At 70.2% G+C, this 17600-nt stretch carries 11 protein-coding genes; 1 reads left to right on the top strand and 10 read right to left on the bottom strand.

Annotated elements, in window-relative coordinates; genetic code table 11:
- Positions 1-3 precede the first annotated feature (3 nt).
- The 10 genes from G401_RS0118320 to G401_RS0118275 form a co-directional block, all read right to left on the bottom strand.
- The gene (locus G401_RS0118320) at positions 4-1557 is read right to left on the bottom strand and encodes an oligosaccharide flippase family protein (RefSeq protein ID WP_027343659.1); all 1554 of its coding nucleotides are present in this window, start codon (positions 1555-1557) and stop codon (positions 4-6) included.
- Positions 1554-3647, bottom strand: coding sequence for a glycosyltransferase (locus tag G401_RS46565; RefSeq protein ID WP_051366804.1), 2094 nt, complete (start codon positions 3645-3647; stop codon positions 1554-1556). The genes G401_RS0118320 and G401_RS46565 overlap by 4 nt, the downstream gene beginning before the upstream one ends.
- Before the next feature lie 90 nt (positions 3648-3737).
- Complete coding sequence (locus G401_RS46560) at positions 3738-7376, bottom strand: DUF4082 domain-containing protein (protein WP_211240771.1); 3639 nt, start codon at positions 7374-7376, stop codon at positions 3738-3740.
- 351 nt (positions 7377-7727) lie between these two features.
- The gene (locus G401_RS0118305; protein WP_027343658.1) at positions 7728-8648 is read right to left on the bottom strand and encodes a Wzz/FepE/Etk N-terminal domain-containing protein; all 921 of its coding nucleotides are present in this window, start codon (positions 8646-8648) and stop codon (positions 7728-7730) included.
- Entirely contained in the window at positions 8648-10207 is a 1560-nt protein-coding gene (locus G401_RS46555; protein WP_034592125.1) for an O-antigen ligase family protein, read from the bottom strand. The genes G401_RS0118305 and G401_RS46555 overlap by 1 nt, the downstream gene beginning before the upstream one ends.
- A 141-nt stretch (positions 10208-10348) precedes the next feature.
- Entirely contained in the window at positions 10349-11128 is a 780-nt protein-coding gene (locus tag G401_RS0118295) for an alpha/beta hydrolase (RefSeq protein WP_034592193.1), read from the bottom strand.
- A gap of 24 nt (positions 11129-11152) precedes the next feature.
- A complete protein-coding gene (locus G401_RS0118290; RefSeq protein WP_027343656.1) occupies positions 11153-11464 on the bottom strand; it encodes a hypothetical protein in 312 nt (103 codons plus the stop codon).
- 38 nt (positions 11465-11502) lie between these two features.
- Positions 11503-13281: a 3-hydroxyacyl-CoA dehydrogenase family protein gene (locus G401_RS0118285; protein ID WP_027343655.1), complete on the bottom strand. Its 1779-nt coding sequence runs from the start codon at positions 13279-13281 to the stop codon at positions 11503-11505.
- 114 nt (positions 13282-13395) lie between these two features.
- Positions 13396-15774, bottom strand: coding sequence for a PQQ-dependent sugar dehydrogenase (locus G401_RS46550; protein ID WP_064741793.1), 2379 nt, complete (start codon positions 15772-15774; stop codon positions 13396-13398).
- Between the two features lie 135 nt (positions 15775-15909).
- The gene (locus G401_RS0118275; protein ID WP_027343654.1) at positions 15910-16788 is read right to left on the bottom strand and encodes an alpha/beta fold hydrolase; all 879 of its coding nucleotides are present in this window, start codon (positions 16786-16788) and stop codon (positions 15910-15912) included.
- Between the two features lie 64 nt (positions 16789-16852).
- Here G401_RS0118275 and G401_RS46545 point away from each other — a divergent pair, with 64 nt between their 5' ends.
- Positions 16853-17527, top strand: coding sequence for an SDR family NAD(P)-dependent oxidoreductase (locus G401_RS46545; protein WP_169734207.1), 675 nt, complete (start codon positions 16853-16855; stop codon positions 17525-17527).
- The last annotated feature ends 73 nt before the right edge of the window (positions 17528-17600 follow it).

Below are 17600 nucleotides of genomic sequence, written 5' to 3'. Positions count from 1 at the left end.
CCTTCAGATCTCGGCCGTGGTCGGCTGCTGCCGGGGGTCCCCCGACTGCGGTGGGATACGGGCGAACTCGACGGTCTCGTCGAGGCTGGGCAGGGGCTCGGGCTCCGGTGCGGGCGCGGCCGCCGCGGCGGCCTTCAGGTCGCGGAGACGTCCGCGCAACCAGGGCAGCATCGGCACCGCGTACAGCAGGAGAAGGACGGCGCCGCCGACGAAGAGCGCGACGAACCGGTTGCTCAGGTGGTGGATCAGGGGGAGGCCGACGCCGAGCGAGAGGGCCGCGCAGAGCGCGGGCACGATCAGCTGGCGCAGCACCGGGCCGAGGCGGATGCCGTGCCGGCGCAGGGCGAAGAAGTACATCGGGGCGATGGCGACCGCGGCGACCACGACGTGCGCCCAGCCGGCGCCGGCGAGGCCCCACTGCCGCGTGCCGACGGCCATGGCGGGCACCAGCAGGATCAGCCAGCCCGCCTGCAGGAACAGGATGGACTTGCTGCTGCCCTTGGCGATGAGGAAGGTCGCGGCGAGGTCGAAGATCACCCGCAGCGCGCCGAAGAAGGCGAGCCCGGCGAGCGCGGCCGTCGCCGGTTCCCACTTCTCGCCGTAGACCAGGGTGATCAGAACCATGGCCAGGCCGGACAGCCCGACGCCGACGCCGAGCGCGGCGGCCCAGCCCAGCGCGGTCGCCGCGAGGAACCCCGACAGCTGCCGGCCCGCGTCGCCCAGCTGCGAGAACGCCGGCAGCGCGACGCTGCGGATGGCGGTGCCGAGCGAGTTCAGCGGCCACGAGGAGATGTTGAACGCCAGCGTGTAGAAGCCGAGGACGACCGCGCCGGCCGTGCTGCCGACGACCATGTAGTCGACGTTGAGCACGATCCAGGCGAGCAGGTTCGCCGAGGCGAGCGGGATGCCGAACTTCAGGACGCCGCGCGCGATGTCGCGGTTGAAGCCGATGCTCGGCAGCGACTTCGTCAACGCGAACTGCAGTACGCACGCGCAGCCCTGGGAGACCACGCGGGCCACGGCCAGCGCCATCGCGCCCATGCCGAGCGGCACGAGCACGAGGATCACCAGCACGTTGACGATCAGCGTGGTCGCGTCCACCGCGAGCTGGGCCGACTGGCGGAACTCCCGCTGCATCTTGGCGTACGGGACCGTGGACAGGCCGCTCAGCAGCAGCGTGAACGCCATCACCCGGACGACCGGGGCGGCCTCGCCGCTGCCCAGCGCGCTCGACACCGGACCGGCGAAGACGGCCATGATGACGGCGAGAACACCGCTCACCATCAGCGCGAGGGTCGTCGTGGTGGCCGCGCGGCGCTCGACGTCGCCGTTGCGGATCAGGTCCACGCTGATGCCCGGATCGGCCAGCGTCACGATGATCGACTGCACCGTCAGCGCGACGGCGAAGACGCCGAACTCCTTGGGCGCCAGCAGGTGCGCCAGCAGGATGCCGACCGCGAAGCTGCCCGCCCGCAGGGCCAGGCTGTTGATCGTGCTCCAGGCCAGCCCCTTCTTGACCTTCGAGGCCATGGCGGAGTCGGTCATGGTCTCGCTCATGCGGGTTCCTCCAGGCGCGCCGCGCGGCGGAAGACGGCATAGCCGGCCTCGGGCTCGTGGGCCACGAGCAGGTACCAGGGGTCGTCGGCGTACTCGGCCGCGATCCGGTAGCCCGGCTCGCTGTTCAACCCCTCGATCAGGACCAGGCCCGCGTCGCGCACGCTGCCCGGGATCGCCGCCGCCTCGCCGCCGCCCACCATCACCACCATGTCGTACGCGACGGCGTGGCGGTCTACTTCGGACAGATTTGCGACGGCGGCGAGCGGCGGTCGGCCCGGATTGTCGGCCAGCCCGTCGACCAGGTGCTGCCGGTGCGGCCAGTGCGCGGGGCCGGCGTACAGGACCGACGCCAGCTGCTCGTGCTGGGCGAGATCGCGGACCACCGCGGCCAGTCCGGTCAGCGGGGCCGGGGCCGAGCGCTGGCGCAGCCGGTACTCGACCTTGCGGCGCAGCCGGGTCGACGACAACCGCAGGCGCAGCCGGACGCTGGGGCTTCCCGGCTGCTCAGGCGCTTTTGGGGCGAGCGTCACCGGCGCCGTCGTGAACGCCCCCGTCCGCTCGCGGAGCAGGTCGGCGAGACGCTGCTGGCCACAGGCCGTCAGGTGCGCCGCGAACTCCGCGAGCCACTCCGGCAAAGCCTTGTCCGGCAACGGGTGCAGGCTCGCCCGGCGGTTCTTCCCGTCGGCCGGCAACGCGAGCCGGTCGCCGTTCGCGAGCAGGCGGGCGACCGCGCGTACCCGGTCGAGCTCGGGGTGGTTCAGGCCGGGGAACTCCCCCGCCTGCCGGGCGGCCTCGTCGGCCTTGCCCCGGCAGAGCAGCGTACGGATGAGGAAGGCCCATTCGACCGGGTCGGGTTCGAGCGCGTTGTGCGTGATCAGCGAACCCTCGATCGTCTGGTCCAGCCAGTGCGCGGCACGGTCGGGCTCGCCGAGCGCCAGCGCGGTCCAGGCCAGCCGGAGCACCGGTTCGGCCATGAAGTGGAAGTTCAGGCAGCGCAGGTAGAACTCGCGCGCCGCCTGGTGGTCGCCGGACAGAAGCTTCTCGTCGCCCTGGGCCAGCAGTACGCGGTCCCGCCCGAAGCTGGTCGGGTGGTGGTTGCCCTCGGTGCCGGTCGTGACGGTGAGCGCCTGGAACGGGCCCGGCTGCACGATCCGCTCGCCCGGCCGCAGGTTCTTGCGCAGGTCGTACCACTGGCGGAACTGGGCCCGGTGCGCGGCGGTGTGCCGGTCGTGCACCAGGGCGTGCCCGGCGTCGGTGATCCGCTGCAGCTCGTCCGGGTTCGCGAAGAGGTGGTCCAGCTTGTCGAGGACGTCGTGCTCGTCGGCGAAGACGACGTTCTGCATGTCCACGAACCCGGCGGCCGCGAGCCCGGCGGTCGGCTCGGCGATCAGGCAGGTACGCGCGGCCGGGATCTCCAGGTGCTTGCGGACGACCTCCTTGGCGATCGTGCCGCAGGCGGGCACGAACTGCGCAGAGTTGATCATTCGGGCATAGGGCTCGCCGTGCACCATCCGCGACGAGCGCTGCCGGTCGAACCAGCCGGCGTGCGGGGCGGTCAGCGTCGGGTAGCTCTGCCCGACGACCCGGCTGACGGCGTTGCGCCAGGGATAGTGGATCGCCTGGCTGCCGGTGAAGAGGACCGGCGTCGATTTCGGCATGCCGTAGTCGCGGTACAGCTCGGGGTCGACGAAGTTGGGCCAGACGAACAGCCGGTCGGCGATCTCCGGGGTGTACTCGGCCAGCGAGGCGGACATCGTGAAGATCGCCTCGACGCCGTAGCGCTCCATGTCCGCGATCGACGCCGACCGGGACAGGCAGTACGCGTCCGAGTGGATGAAGCCGAGCCGCGGGATCTGCTGGTACGCGCCCAGGTTGGTGATCCGGTGCCGCCGGGTGTAGACCCCGGTCTCGAAGACGACCAGGTCGGGCCGGTGGCGGTCGCAGAACTCGGCGTAGTCGCCGTCCTCGCCGACCACGGTGACCTCGAACCACCGCTCCAGGCAGCGGGTCTGCTCCTCGATGTGCCGCAGGATGAACCCCGGCAGGTTGTCGTGGATCCACCGGAAGAACAGCAGTCTCGGCTTGTCCATCGGGCCTTTCGTCTCCCCCCAGGCCTGTGCACGGCGCGGTGCGCCGGTCGATCATGACCGGCGCACCGCCATCGCTATCGGATCCGCCGGTCAGACCGGCTGGAACACGACGTCCACCCAATAGTTGCTCGCGTTGTACGAGCTGGTCGGGAAGCCCGTAGCACCGTACAGGAACAGCCCGTTCGAGGTCGCCGGAGCGCTCAGCGCCCCGCTCGTGTAGGCCGACGCGAAGTAGTTGCTGTCGAGCGAGTAGTGCCCGGCCGGCTCATAGACGGAGACCACGTACGTCGTCCCCACGGTGAGCGTCACCGGTGCACTGAAGGTGACCGTCTGCCATCCGGAGGCCGTCTCCCCGCTGAAGGTCGCGGAAGCCAGCTGCGTACCGGTCGAGCTCCACAGGCGCGCGGTGTGCGTACCGGTGTTGCCCGTGCCCTTGTAGAACTGGACCCCCGTCACCTTCCCGGCTACGGAAGACTTGAACTGTACGCCCACCTCGATGGGGCCGTTGTCGTTCCAGGTCGTGTTCGTCGGGACGGCGGTATCGGGAAACAGCCCCACCGTAGCGGCGGGACTCCCAGTGGCCGAAGGGCTCGGGCTGGGGCTGGGGCTCGCCGGCGCGGACGGCGACGGGGACGGGCTCGGGGCGGGCGCACCCGTCCCTGCCACGAACACCGGGTCGACCCAGTAGTTCGTGGAGTTCCACGAATCCGTCGGGAAGGCGTCCGAGCCGTAGTGGTAGACGCCGTTCGTCCCGGACGGAGCGGACAGGTCGCCGTTGGTCAGCGCCGACGCGAAGTAGCCGCCGTCCGCCGCGTAGTCACCGCTCGGCGCGAAGTACGACGCGACGTACGTCGTCCCCGGCGTCACCGTGACCGGCGAGCTGAACTGGACGTACTGCCAGCCCGAGGCCGTCTCGTTGGTGAACGTGGCGCTGGCGAGCTTCGTGCCGGTCGACGACCACAGGTTGCCGATGTGCGTACCCGTGTTGCCGTTGTCCTTGTAGAAGCGGATGCCCACCACCTGCCCGGCGGTCGACGAGCTGAACTTCACACCCAGCTCGACGGAGTTCGAGTCGCTCGTGCCCGGGTTGGTCGGCACCGCGTTGCTCGCGAAGAGCGTCTGCGTGTCGCCGGCCGCGCTGGTGGTGAAGTTCCACACGGCCGGCGCGGCCATCGAGTGGCCCAGGGTGTCGTCGGCGTCGACCGTCGCGGTGAAGGCGGTGCCCGCCGCGAGGTTGGCCGACGGCGTGAAGGTCGCCGTCTTGCTGGCCGCGTCGTAGGTGGTCGTGCCGGCCACCGGGGTGTCCGACCCGTCCGAGACCTCGAAGCTGATCGTCGCCGGGTTGACCGCGATGTTGAACGTCGCGGTCGGCTTCACCGACGCCGCCACCATCGTCGAGCCCGAGGTGGGTGTGGTCGCGATCACCGTCGGCAGCGTGACGCCGCCGGCCGAGAACAGCACGTCCACGTAGTAGTTGGTGTCCGAGTACGACGAGGTCGGGAACCCGTTGCCCGCCCGGTAGAGCCCGTTGGGGCTGCTGCCGAAGGACCGGGTGGCCGTCAGCGGGTACGCGGTGTAGTCGCCGTAGCTGAAGTACCAGTTCTGCTCCGCGTAGTGGCCGCTCGGGGCGTAGTACGAGGCAACGTAGGTCGCGCCGGCCGTCACCGACACCGGCGTGGAGAACGTCAGCGTCTGCCAGCCGGTGCTCGTCTCGCCCGTGAACGTCCCGGTCGCCAGCTGCGTACCGGTGTTGGACCACAGGGTGCCGACGTGCGTACCGGTGTTGCCGGTGCCCTTGTAGAACCGGATGCCCGTGATCGTCCCGTTCACCTGCGGCGTGAAGCGTACGCCGAGGGTCAGCGCCGAGCCGTCGACGTCCGCCGGAGTGGTCGGTACGCGCTGGCCGAACAGCGAGGACGCACCCGTGATGGTGAACGCCCGCGAGGTCGGGGTCGGCTGGATGTTCGCGCTGTCGTCCATCGCCCGGACCAGGACCGTCTGCGTGGTCGTGCCGGCCGCGTAGTACGCGTACGACCAGGACGCCTGGCCGGTGGCCGCGTGCCAGGTGCTGCCGCCGTCGGTGGAGACCTCGACGCCGGCCACCACGCCGCCGCCCGCGTCGGTCGCGGTGCCGCTCAGCGTGACCTTGGCGCCGTTGGCCATGCTCGCGCCGGCCGCCGGGGAGGTGATGGTCGCCGTCGGCGCGGTGCCGTCGGCGCTCGCCGTCGCGGCGTGCAGGGTGCCCATCAGGCTGGTCGGCTGGACGTGCATGTCGGCGAACAGGTTCACCGTCGACTGCTGGATGCGCACGTCGGCCGGGTCACCGGGGCCGTCGTGGTCCTGGTCGAGACCCCACGTGTACTGGATCGAGCCGGCGCTGAAGACGAGCGCGCCCGACGGCGCCTTGTACAGCGTCATGTGGTGCGTGGTGGTGCCCGGCTGCACGTCGTTGCCGAAGTCGTGCAGGTACTGCGGCACCGGTGCGGTCGTGGTCGTCAGCCAGATCAGGCCGCCCGGCCGGAAGCCGTTGTCGAGGTCCTCGTCCGACTCGTAGCCGACGGTGTGCGCGGCCAGCGTGGCGGTCGTGCCGGCGGTCAGGTTCTCCACCGTGGTGTAGTTCCAGAACCGGTTCAGGCCCTGCTGCTGCGTCACCTGCATCGCGATGTCGTCGGAGTTCGACACGTACGCCGTACCCGTCAGCTGGTTCTCCGGCCGCGCCCCGTTGGAGGGCGGGGTGAACCGCGGGTCCCGCCACGTGCCGGTCCACTCGCTGGACGGGTCGATCTTGGCGTTGGCCCAGGTCTCCTTGTAGCTGACCATCGTGCGGTTGGCCGTGTTCGTGCCGTCGACGCTCGGCTCCCAGCGGGTCTTCCAGTAGACCTCGTTGCCGCTGAAGAAGGCGAGGTTCACGCCCGCGTCCCGCGCGTGCTCGACGTTGGTACGCGCGTCGCCCGCCCAGTACTCGTCGTGGCCGACCGACAGGAAGACCTTGTGGTTGGTCAGCAGGTTGCCGCGGACCGCGGTGTCCAGACCGGAGATGTAGCTCACGTCGTACCCGTTGCGCTCGAGGAACCGGATCATCGGGTACTCGTTGGCGAACAGGAAGTCGCGGCCGTTGTTCTGGCCCCGCGTCGTGATCGGGCGGTTGTAGCTCAGCTTGTACGCCCGGCCGTTCGCCGCGCCCTGGTAGAAGTCCGATCCGCCGTACGTGTTGTACGCGTGCCAGGTCGTGTCGGAGGTCTGGAAGACCATGTCCGAGTGGCTGGTGTCGTCGCGCACGATGAACGGGATCAGGCTGTCGCCGCTGTTGTCCGTGCGGATCAGCTTGGCGATGTAGACACCGGAGACCGCCGTGCTCGGCACGTTCCAGGTCGCCGAGACGCCCCAGTTGCCGCAGTCGTAGATCTCGGTCGCGGGCGAGGTGATGCAGGCGGGCTGCGTCTGCGGGAGCGTCGCGCTGACCGGCACGGTGTCGATCTGCCGGGCGCCGTCGCCGTTGTACCAGCCGAGCCGGTAGATCGTGATCGTGTACGCGTGGGCGTCGGTCTTGACCTTGAACTGCTCCTGGCCGCCCGGGGTGACGCTGATCTGCGTCGCGAAGCCCTGGATGCTGGGGTCACCGCTGCCGACGACGTCCCAAGTGGACTCCGGCACGCCCGGCTTGGCGTTCTCGCATGCCACCGGGTTCGGCAGGCAGCTGTCCGCGGCGGCAGGGATCGACCCGCTCACGACCAGACTGGCAGCGGCGAGTAGCACCAGGGCGACCGCGGTGGCGAATGTCTTACGCCGACCCGACGCCCCCCGCCAGCGGCCGATAGCGCCGGACGAAAGTCGAGAACTCTGGTTTATCTGGTCGCCGCGCACGGCTCTACCTCCTGAGAGGAAAAATGCACCCCCGATGCCATCGTCGGTGGCTAGCGTGTGACCTTAGTGAACTTGGGCGTTGAGCAACAACCGCCCTGTCTGTAGAACGAGGCACCGCCCGGCCGACGGTACGTGACCGAAGAGCCCATGTGTGTTGGGTAGGCGACAGAAGCTCCCAGGCGACGCCGAGCGCGCCCCTGACCTGCTATGACGTGATCAGTTCTCGCGCACCTTGGACAGCGGGAGGATGATCGTACTGTCGTCCTCCTGGCCGGGCGGCTGACGCCATTCGAGAAGCACCGGCATGGTCTTCTCGACGTCCGGAATGGCCGGCATGCTGGGGGTACTCGGGACCGCGGTCCCGTTGTAGCCGCCGTTGACCGCGGTGCCGTTGTAGGTCGTCCCGTTGTACGCCGGTACGCCCGCGGTGCCGGTCGGCCGCTGCTCCAGCTGGCGCGGGGGCTCCGGCGCCGCCAGGGTGTCCAGGCCGGCGCGGCGGCGGCGCCACGGCGCGATCGCGTCCGCGATGGAGATCAGTGCGAACAGGAGGATCAAGCCGGCGACCGTCACGGCGATGACGGAACGCATCGTCACCGTCACCTTGTGCAGGGGTTCGGCGGACTGTGTGACCGGAATCGCCTTGATCAGGTAGCGCTCGTCGGCCCCGTTCACCGTCTGCATGTCGTGCAGCTCGCTCACCATCTGGTCGACGACGATGTCGCGGGTGCGGTCGGACTCCTCCGGTGAGTGGCCCGTACCCGTGATCTCGATCAGCTGCCCCGAACCGATCGCGTTGGTGGTCGCGATCGCGTAGTCCTGGTCCGCGCCCTTGGCGATGAGCTTCTTGCGGGTCTCGTCGGCGCCGACCCGCTGGGCCAGCACGTCGGTCACGACGGACAGGGTCGCCACCCGCAGGTACGGGTTGTTGGCGTTGAGCTTGGCCAGCGAGGGATTCTTCTGGATCTCCTCGTCGGTGGGCGGGGGCGGCGGCGGGCTGAGCAGGTACTGCGCCTTCGACTCGTACTGCTGCGGCAGCCCGTAGACCACGAACAGGTCTCCACCGATCGTCAGCAGCAGGACCATCAAGACAATGATCTTGTGCCGGCGAAGGCTGGAGAATACTGCCACCAGATCCATCAGAGGCTCGTTTCTTTCCGGAGGGAACTCAGGTTACTCGGCTTGCCGACGATTTCCGGACCCCCTGCGGGGACCAGGATCCTGGTCTCGATGACGGCCGGCCCCGCCGACGACGCGCCCGCCGGAGACGCCCCGGCGACCTGCGAGTCTGACAGACGGGCGCGCTGTGCGTACAGCCAGACCGCTCCGCACAGGCCCAGCATCAGCGCGTGCGCCGACGTGAACTGCGGGAAGGAGAAACCGTCGAAGGCCGTGCAGCCGACCGCCGCGGCGAGACACCCGCCGGCGAGGGCCGCGCACAGGCCGCGGAACGCGTCGTCCTTGTGGCTCGCCCGGGCGATGAGCGCCGAGATGGCGGGCACGAGGAAGTAGAGGATGAGCGCGAAGACGCCCACGAGCCCGAGCTCGATCGACGTCTTCAGGTATTGGTTGTCCAGGATCTTCGTGGCGTCGGCCGGCAGGAACGTGCCCCCGCCGTGCCCGAAGTACGGCGACTCGGAGACGAGCGCCGCCACCCGCGGGTAGTTGTTGGTGCGGTTGGTGATCGACGGATCGTCCCCGCCCATGCTCGTGAACGAGACCATGGTCTTGAGATAGCCGGGCGTGACCGCCATGACGCCCACCGCGGCGAACGGTGCCACGCCCAGGATCCACACGCGGAAGCGGGCGGGCAGCAGGGCGACCATCAGGCCGATGGAGATCAGCACGGTCAGGATGGCCGAGCGCGAGACCGACAGCGCCAGGCAGACGCCGATCAGCCCGGCCGGCGCCCACCGCTTCACCAGCGACCGCTCCCGGTCGAAGAAGCCGAGCCAGATCGCCAGCGGCAGGACCATCGCCGCGGTCACGCCGAACTCGATCGGATGGTTGGCCGTGCCGGACACGCGCAGCAGGGCGTCGCGGGGCGTGAGGCTGATGTCCGCGCCGCCCGAGTTGAACCCGATGAGCACCATCCGCAGGTACGGCTTGATGTCGAAGTGCGCGAAGAACTGCAGCACGGCGACGAAACCGGAGAAGGCCGCGCCGTAGACGAAGGCGCGGACCACGCGGAGGATGTCGCGGGGCGCCCGCAGGTGCTCGCCGGCGACCAGGATGATGCCGGACGCCGCGATCAGCAGCATCAGCCACCGGTCGGCGCTCAGCCGCTGCGTCGGCGAGGGCCCGAAGAAGGGCATCGCCACATAGGAGATCAGCGATGCGACCCAGAGGAAGGCGAGCGCGCCGCGTACGGGGTAGCGGCTGTGGATCGGGTCGTGCAGACCGAACAGCGCCGTGATCAGCCAGGCGGCGAACATCAGCATCGCGACGAGGGCGGCGGCGTAGCCCTGGGCCCCGATCACCTGGATCGCGGCGTCGGTCGGCAGCACGAACATCGCCACCACGTACGCCTGCAGCAGCCAGGACGCCTGCCGGCTGCCGCGCGGGCGGACCCAGCGCCGCTTGCCCGAAGGGGACCACTTCAGCCGGACGTAGTCGTCGGCGGGCTCATGCCGGTAGGCGAGGTCGAAGAAAGAACCCGGTGGCACACCCGGGTCCTTGACGACGCTCGCTTCACGCATTGCTAGGTTCCTCACGAAAGCCCTCGACGATGCGTGCTCGGGCACAAACGACATTACCGGTGCGGGCCGAGCGACGACTTCGGCCGTATGGACGACGATTGCGGTCGGATTCCTGTCACCAGCAACGATGTGGCGTAGGAATCACTGCTGAAGCGGTCCGAAGGCGGCCGTCGTGCGGTCGGCGTACGCGGTGGCGTCACCGGCCTCCATCGAACCCTCCCACGTCTGAGGAAGCGGCGTCGGTGTCGAAGGTGTCACTCTGCGTACAATTTCGTCGAGGGCCCGCTCGGCCTGGCCGACCCACAGGTGCTTACCGCCCTCGATGCCGACCACCTCCGCCTGTGGAATCGCGGCGAAACGGGCGGCGGCTTCGGCCGGGCGCAGGTAATCGTCGAGTTCGGGCACGAGCGCCACGACAGGTTTGCCGGATTCCGCCCAGTTTCGCAGGTCCGCCTCGGTGGCGTACCGCAGCGGCGGCGACAGCAGGATCGCGCCCCGCACCCCCGGCTCCGCCCCGTATCTGAGCACCAGATCGGTGCCGAAGGACCAGCCGACGGCCCAGATGTTCGGCAGGTCGGCGAACTCGGCGTACTCGATGGCGGCGGCGACGTCGAACCGCTCGCCGTTCCCGCCGTCGAAGGCGCCCTCGCTCGTGCCCTGGACGCTCGTCGTGCCCCGCGTGTTGAAGCGCAGCACGGCCATCCCGGCCAGCGCCGGCAGCCGCCACGCGGCCTTGCGGTAGATGTGGCTGTCCATCATGCCGCCGTGCGTCGGCAGCGGATGGAAGCACACGATCGTCCCGGCCGGCTCCCGGTCCAGCGGGACCGCCAGCTCCCCGATCAGCTTCAGGCCGTCGGCGGTGTGCAGCTCGATCGGCGTACGCCGGGCGGGCAGGATCGAGTTGGCGCGGATGTCGGCCATGCTCACCAGAGGCCTTTCAGCTGGTCAACGTAGGTGCTTCGGGGTCGGACGGCGCCGGTCGCGGGCCCGCCAGCAGGCGGTGTGCCAGTGCCGCCGGTCGGACGCGTCGCCCCGGCCGTCGGCGGGCCAGGCGACCACGTGCGCGACCCCGGCCGGGATCTCATGGTCACAGCCCGGGCACCGGTACGCCTTCGTCGCCCCCGCCGCGGTGATGTGGCGCACGTTGAAGTCACCGTCGAAGCCGTCACGGCCGTACTCGAGTTCGACGCCACGCCGCGACGACGTCTCGTCGATCTCGGTCTTGCCTGGCTGCCGGTTGTTTCGCCGCGGACTCACGCCTACCAGGTTAGCCAATCGGTACGCGGTCCCCGCGCTCAGCGAGTGTGGTCACGGAAGCCCCGGCCGGTCTTGCGGCCCAGGTACCCGGCCGTCACGAGGTGCTCCAGCAGCGGGGCCGGAGAGAAGCCGGGCTCCCGCAGTTCCAGGTACAGCTCGCGCTGGATGGCCAGCGACACGTCCAGCCCGACGACGTCCAGCAGCTCGAACGGCCCCATCGGGTAGCCGCAGCCCAGCTTCATCGCGTGGTCGATGTCGTCGGCCGTCGCGTACGAGGCCTCGAGCATCTTCACCGCGTCGTTCAGGTACGGGAACAGCAGCGCGTTGACGATGAACCCGGCCCGGTCGTCGCAGCGTACGGCGTGCTTGCCGAGGCGGGCGACGACGTCGAGGGCGGTGGCGACGGTCGACGGCGAGGTACGGATCGTCCGGACGACCTCGACCAGCTTCATCGCCGGCGCGGGGTTGAAGAAGTGCAGGCCGATGACGTCGGCGGGGCGGCCGGTCGCCATCGCGCACTCGACCACCGGCAGGCTCGACGTGGTGGTGGCCAGCACCACACCCGGCTTGCAGATCTCGTCGAGGCTGGCGAAGAGCGCCTTCTTGACCGACAGCTCCTCGACGACCGCCTCGACCACCATGTCCACCTCGGCCAGGTGTTCCAGGTTGGTGGACCAGGTGACGCGGTTGATGATCGCGTCCCGCTCCGCCTCGGTGAGCCGGCCGCGGACGACCGATTTGCCGAGGGAGAGCTTGAACGCCTCGCAGAGCGCCGCCGACTTCTCCCCGCCCCGCGTCACGTTGGTGACCTCGAAGCCGGCCTTGGCGAAGACCTCGATGATGCCGGCGGCCATCGTGCCCGAGCCGACCACGCCGACCGACCCGATCGCGCGGGCGCCGTCGACGGCCGCCGTTCCCGACGGGGTCAGCTCGTCCGCCACGACGACCGGCGAACCCGGCTTCTCGTAGGTGTAGAAGCCGCGGCCGGACTTGCGGCCCAGCAGGCCCGCGGTCACCATCTGCTTGAGCAGCGGCGCGGGCGCGTGCCGGCGGTCGCGGCCGCCCCGGCGGTACATCGTGTCCAGGATCTCGTACGCGGTGTCGAGGCCGATCAGGTCCATCAGCGCCAGCGGGCCCATCGGCAGGCCGCAGCCGAGCCGCATCGCGTCGTCGATGTCCTCGCGGGTGGCGTAGTGCGCCTCGACCATGCCCACCGCGTGGTTCAGGTAGCCGAACAGCAGGGCGTTGGCGATGAAGCCGGCCCGGTCGGCGATGGTGACGTCCACCTTACCGAGGCGTACGCACAGCGCCTCGACGTCGGCCACCACGTCCTCGGCGGTGACGACGGTCCTGATCACCTCGACCAGCTTCATGACCGGGGCGGGGTTGAAGAAGTGCACGCCGATCACCCGGTGCGGCCGGTGGGTGGCGACCGAGATCTCGGTGACGCTGAGCGAGCTGGTGTTGGTGGCGAGGATGGCCTCGGGCTTGCAGACCTTGTCCAGCTCGGCGAAGATCGCCTGCTTCAGGTCCAGGTGCTCGGGCACGGCCTCGATGACGAAGTCGACCTCGCTCAGGGCGGCCAGCCCGACCTGGAAGTCGACCCGGGACATCAGGGCGTCGCGGTCCTCGGGGGCGAGCTTGCCCTTGGCCACGGCCCGGTCGGTGGAGCCGGTCAGGTTGCCGCGGCCGCGTTCCAGGGCGGCCTCGGCGATCTCGACGGCCACGACGTTCAGCCCGTTGCGGGCGAAGACCTCCACGATGCCGGCGCCCATCGTGCCGAGCCCGACGACGCCCACCGTACTGATCTCCACCACAGCCTCCTCGAACGACCGTTCAGCCGTGATGAGTCTGCCATGGCGCGGCGGAGCCCAGGAAGCGGCGCCGGGTGTGAGAAGTTACCCGCCGGTCACCACTTGCCCAGGGGTGCGCTACCGCCGTCTCGGCGACGTCGCCCGGATCAGTACGCGGGTCTCCAGCGTGGCCGCACCCAGCTCGACCAGGCGCCGGAACGTCGATCCGAAGGCGCCCGAGATCGTACGCCGGGTGAAGGTCCCGCGGAACGTGACCGTGTACGTCGTCGGCTTGTCCGGACCGTCGACGGCGTGCGTCTGCCCCTGCCCGTCCGACCACTGGAGGTAGGTGTAGACCACCGCGTTCGCGTTCTGCGGCGAGGGCGCGCTCAGCGTCACGGTCGAGCCCTTGATGACCGTCAGCGTGAACGGCGCGATCTTCGTGACCGAGCCGACGGTCACCATCCGGCCGGCCGGGACGCTGTTGACCGTGATGTCCACGGTCGCCGGGTCGAGCCGCCGCACGACCGAGGTGGTCAGGCCGTCGGAGTTCGTGGCGTCGAGTTCGAGCTCCAGATAGGACGGATACTCGTGGTCGGGGGCGGTGAACGAGCCGCTCGCCACGCCGTCCCATTCCTGCAGGTAGTGCGTGTGGCAGTTGTTGAGCGTCTCGCAGTGCTGCAGGCGTAGCTTCCAGTGCAGCCCCGACACGGGCAGCGCGGCGTCGCCGTTCGTACCGTGCCCGCTGAAGGTGACGGTCTGGTCGGCCGACCACTGCATGGTCGCCACCGGAGTGTCCATGAACGCCGTCGGGACGTTGTCGCCCACCATGATCGTCGTGGTGGCCGACGCGCTCGCGCCGAGCGTGTCCGTCACCGTCAGTTTCACCGCATGCGAGCCGTTGGTGGTGTACTGCCAGGTCGGATTCGGGTCCGTCGAGTCGTCGGTCGCGCCGTCGCCGTCGAGGTCCCAGGCGTACGTGAGGCGGCCCGCGTCGGACGCGTCGAGGTCCACCGAGCCGCTGCCGTCGAACTGCACGTTCAGCGGCGACTTGCCGCCCGTCGGGGTCGCGGCGATGACGGCCGTCGGGGGGCGGTTGCCGGAGTAGTACCGGATCCGCCGGACCGTGCCGGTCATGTCCACGTAGTACAGCTCGTTGCCGGGCCCGACCGTCAGGTCCACCGGTGCGGACGCGTTCTGCTCGAACAGCGTGACGTTCGACGGCGACGGGTCGGCCCCCGGCGTCGGCGCCCGCATCGCCCAGATGCAGTTGCGCGAGTAGTCCGCGAAGAAGAGCGCCCCGTTGTACGCGGCCGGGTAGGGCCCGCCGCTCGCCGGGTAGAACGCGACACCGGTGGTCGAGTCGCCGCCCTTGCCGCAGTTCTCGCCCGGCACGACGTCGGCCGCGTGGTTGTAGGTGAGGTACGGCCCGGTCGTGTTGCCGGCCGCGTACAGGCTGGTGCAGATCGGCAGGTCGGCGCTGGAGTAACCGGGCGTCTGCGCGCTGCCCTCGTAGCAGGGCCAGCCGAAGTTGGTCAGCGACGCGGTGGGATTGGGGATCCGGTTGATCTCCTCCCAGGTCTGGTACCCGACGTCGCCCACCCAGATCTCGTTGCTGCCCGGCCGCATGGTGAAGCGGAACGGGTTGCGCAGCCCGTACGCGACGATCCGCTTGGCGTTCGCGTCACTCGCCCCGATGTTCGGGTTGCCCGCGGCGGCGGCGCCGGTGTTCGGGTCGACCCGGATGATCGTGCCGTCGAGGCCGACCGGGTCGCCGCCGGTCGAAAGGTCCTGGGACCGCAGCGCGCCGCCCTCCTTGGCCGGGTCGTCGCACGGGTTCAGGTTGGAGTTGGTGGGCAGCTGGCCCCAGTCGGTGGTGGCGTAGCTCGCGCCGTCGCCGGCCGAGACGTAGAGCATCCCGTCCTGCCCGAAGTGCAGGTCGCCGATGGAGTGGCTGGAGTACTGCTGGCACCAGTCGTTGATGAGGACCTTCTCGCTGCCCGCCAGCATGTGGTTCGTCGTGCCGTCGACCGTCAGGCGCGACAGCCGGGCCGAGATGACGCAGCGCCCGCCCGTACCGCCGCCGGTCGCGCTCGTGCAGTCGTTGGAGACCACCGGCATCCGGGAGCCGAGCGGGTCGCCGTAGTCGTAGAGCACGTAGACGTACGGGTTCGCGGGGAAGTTCGGCGCCAGGGCCAGGCCGAGCAGACCCCGGTCGAAGACGCCGACCACCTCGTCGGTGAGGTCGGCGAACAGGTCCGGGGTGTTGTCCGCGAGGTCGTCGAAGACCTTGATCCGGCCGCCCTTCTCGGCGACGAAGACCCGCCCGTCCGGCGCGAACTCGATGTTCGTCGGCTGGTTCAGGCCGCTGAAGAGGATCTGCTCCTGGAAACCGGACGGCAGGCTCGGCGTCGTCGCGGCCTGCGCGGTCGGTGCCGTGGACAGGGGCATGAGCACCCCGGCGACGAGCAGGGCGGCAAGCGTCGCACGCCGGAAACGGCGGCCGCTGCGGACCATGACTTCCTCCCCACGGGGCCCGTCGCAGCGACGGCGTCCCCGAGGGGGTTACCTTAGTGACCGTTCCTCGGAGGACGCCACCTGTGCCGGTGTCGCGTATGGGATTTGACCGATTGGTCAGGCCGACCGGCCCGATCAGGCAGCCGCCGCGCCGCGAATCGCGGCTATGACGGCTTTCGCGCCCCGCTCCCCCATCAGCACCGTGTAGTGATTGACATCGTCGATCGTCGACTCCGCGACGCCGGGCAGCCAGTGCGTCGCGTCGCCGGGCGCGTACATCGCCGGGAGGCCGCCGAGCATGCCGAACTCGGCCCGCAGGAACACCCCCGGCACCGGCAGGGCCCGCGGTTCGGTGCCGGCCAGCGCGTACAGCTCCTGCGCGTCGCGTACCGCCGCGGCCAGGACCGCCTTCGTCGCCACGCCGTCGCCGGCCGGTGTCACGTCATATTCGGCGTACGCCTGCAGCAGCGGAGTCCATTCCGTCAGCGCCGGATGGCCGCGCCACAGCGAGACGGCCGACTCGACGTCCGGGAAGGTCATCGTCAGCCGGGCGAAGGCCGTGCCGACCGTCTGCTCGACCGCCGAGCGCAGATCCGCCTCGGACGCCCGCGCCGGTACGCCGTCCGGCAGCGGCAGCGGCGCGCCCCCGTCCACCAGGACGAGCCGCTCGACGAGGTCGGGCCGGCGGTGCGCGGTCTCGACCGTGACCCAGCCGCCCATCGACTGGCCGGCCAGGACGATCGGGCCGCCGCCGAACGCCTCGATGACGGCGGCCACGTCCTCGGCGTGCCGCGCCATGCCGTAGGGCCCGGGGAGATCCCGGCTGTCGCCGCGGCCGCGCAGGTCGACCGCCACGAACCGGTGGTCGCGGCCGAGATCCTCGCCGACCAGGGTCCAGGCGAGATGGTTGGACGTGATCCCGTGCACCGCCACCACCAGCGGTCCCGTCTCGCCCCACACCCCGACGGCCAGTTCGCCGCCGCCGACCGCCACCGTCTGCTTCGCGTACGCCATGGCCCGGCATGCTTGCACAGCTCCGACGGCGTACGCCAGGTGTGCCGTCACTACGATGGGACGAATGCATGTGGTGATCACCGGTACGTCCCGCGGCCTCGGCGCCGCCCTCGCCGACCAGGTGCTCGGCGAGCCCGGTGCCCGGGTGCTGGCCCTGGCCCGCGGCTTCACGGCCGAGCAGGAGGCCGACCCCCGGCTCACCCCGTACGCCTGCGACCTCGCCGAGCTCGGCAGCCTGCCGGGCCGGGCCGCACTGGCCGGGTTCCTCGCCGGAGCCCGGGAGGCCGCGCTGGTGCTCAACGCCGCCGTCGTCGAACCGATCGGCCCCGCCGTACGCCTGGACCCCGCGGCCGTCGAGCGGGCGGTCGCCGTCAACCTCACCTCCGCCGTGCTGCTGACCGGCGCGGTGCTGGCGGCGCGGCCGGACGGCGTACCGCTGAAGATCGTTTTCGTGTCCACGGGCGCGGCGCATCACGTGATCGACGGCTGGTCGGTGTACTCGGCGACGAAGCGCGGCGCGGAGGAGTTCTTCGCCCACGTGGCCGCGGAGTGGGCCCACGATCCGGGGGTGACGGTCTCGGTGGTCAACCCGGGGGTGCTCGACACCGGGATGCAGGAGATCATCCGCGGCGCCGACTTCGCGGAGCGGGACCGCTTCATCCGCCGTCACGCCGAGGGTGAGCTGCGGCCGCCCGCGCACGTGGCAAAGGAAATCTTCGATGAATATCTGGCCGTTTAGGCGGCCTTGGTTACCAGTGAGGATCTTTCGCGTTCGCCTGAACGCGCATTAGACTTCGCGCCGTGACCACTAC

This window comes from Hamadaea tsunoensis DSM 44101, from assembly GCF_000428945.1.
GTDB classification, from domain to species: Bacteria; Actinomycetota; Actinomycetes; order Mycobacteriales; family Micromonosporaceae; genus Hamadaea; species Hamadaea tsunoensis.
Note: the sequence above shows the minus strand (reverse complement) of the source record. Positions and strands in the feature narration are given on the sequence as shown.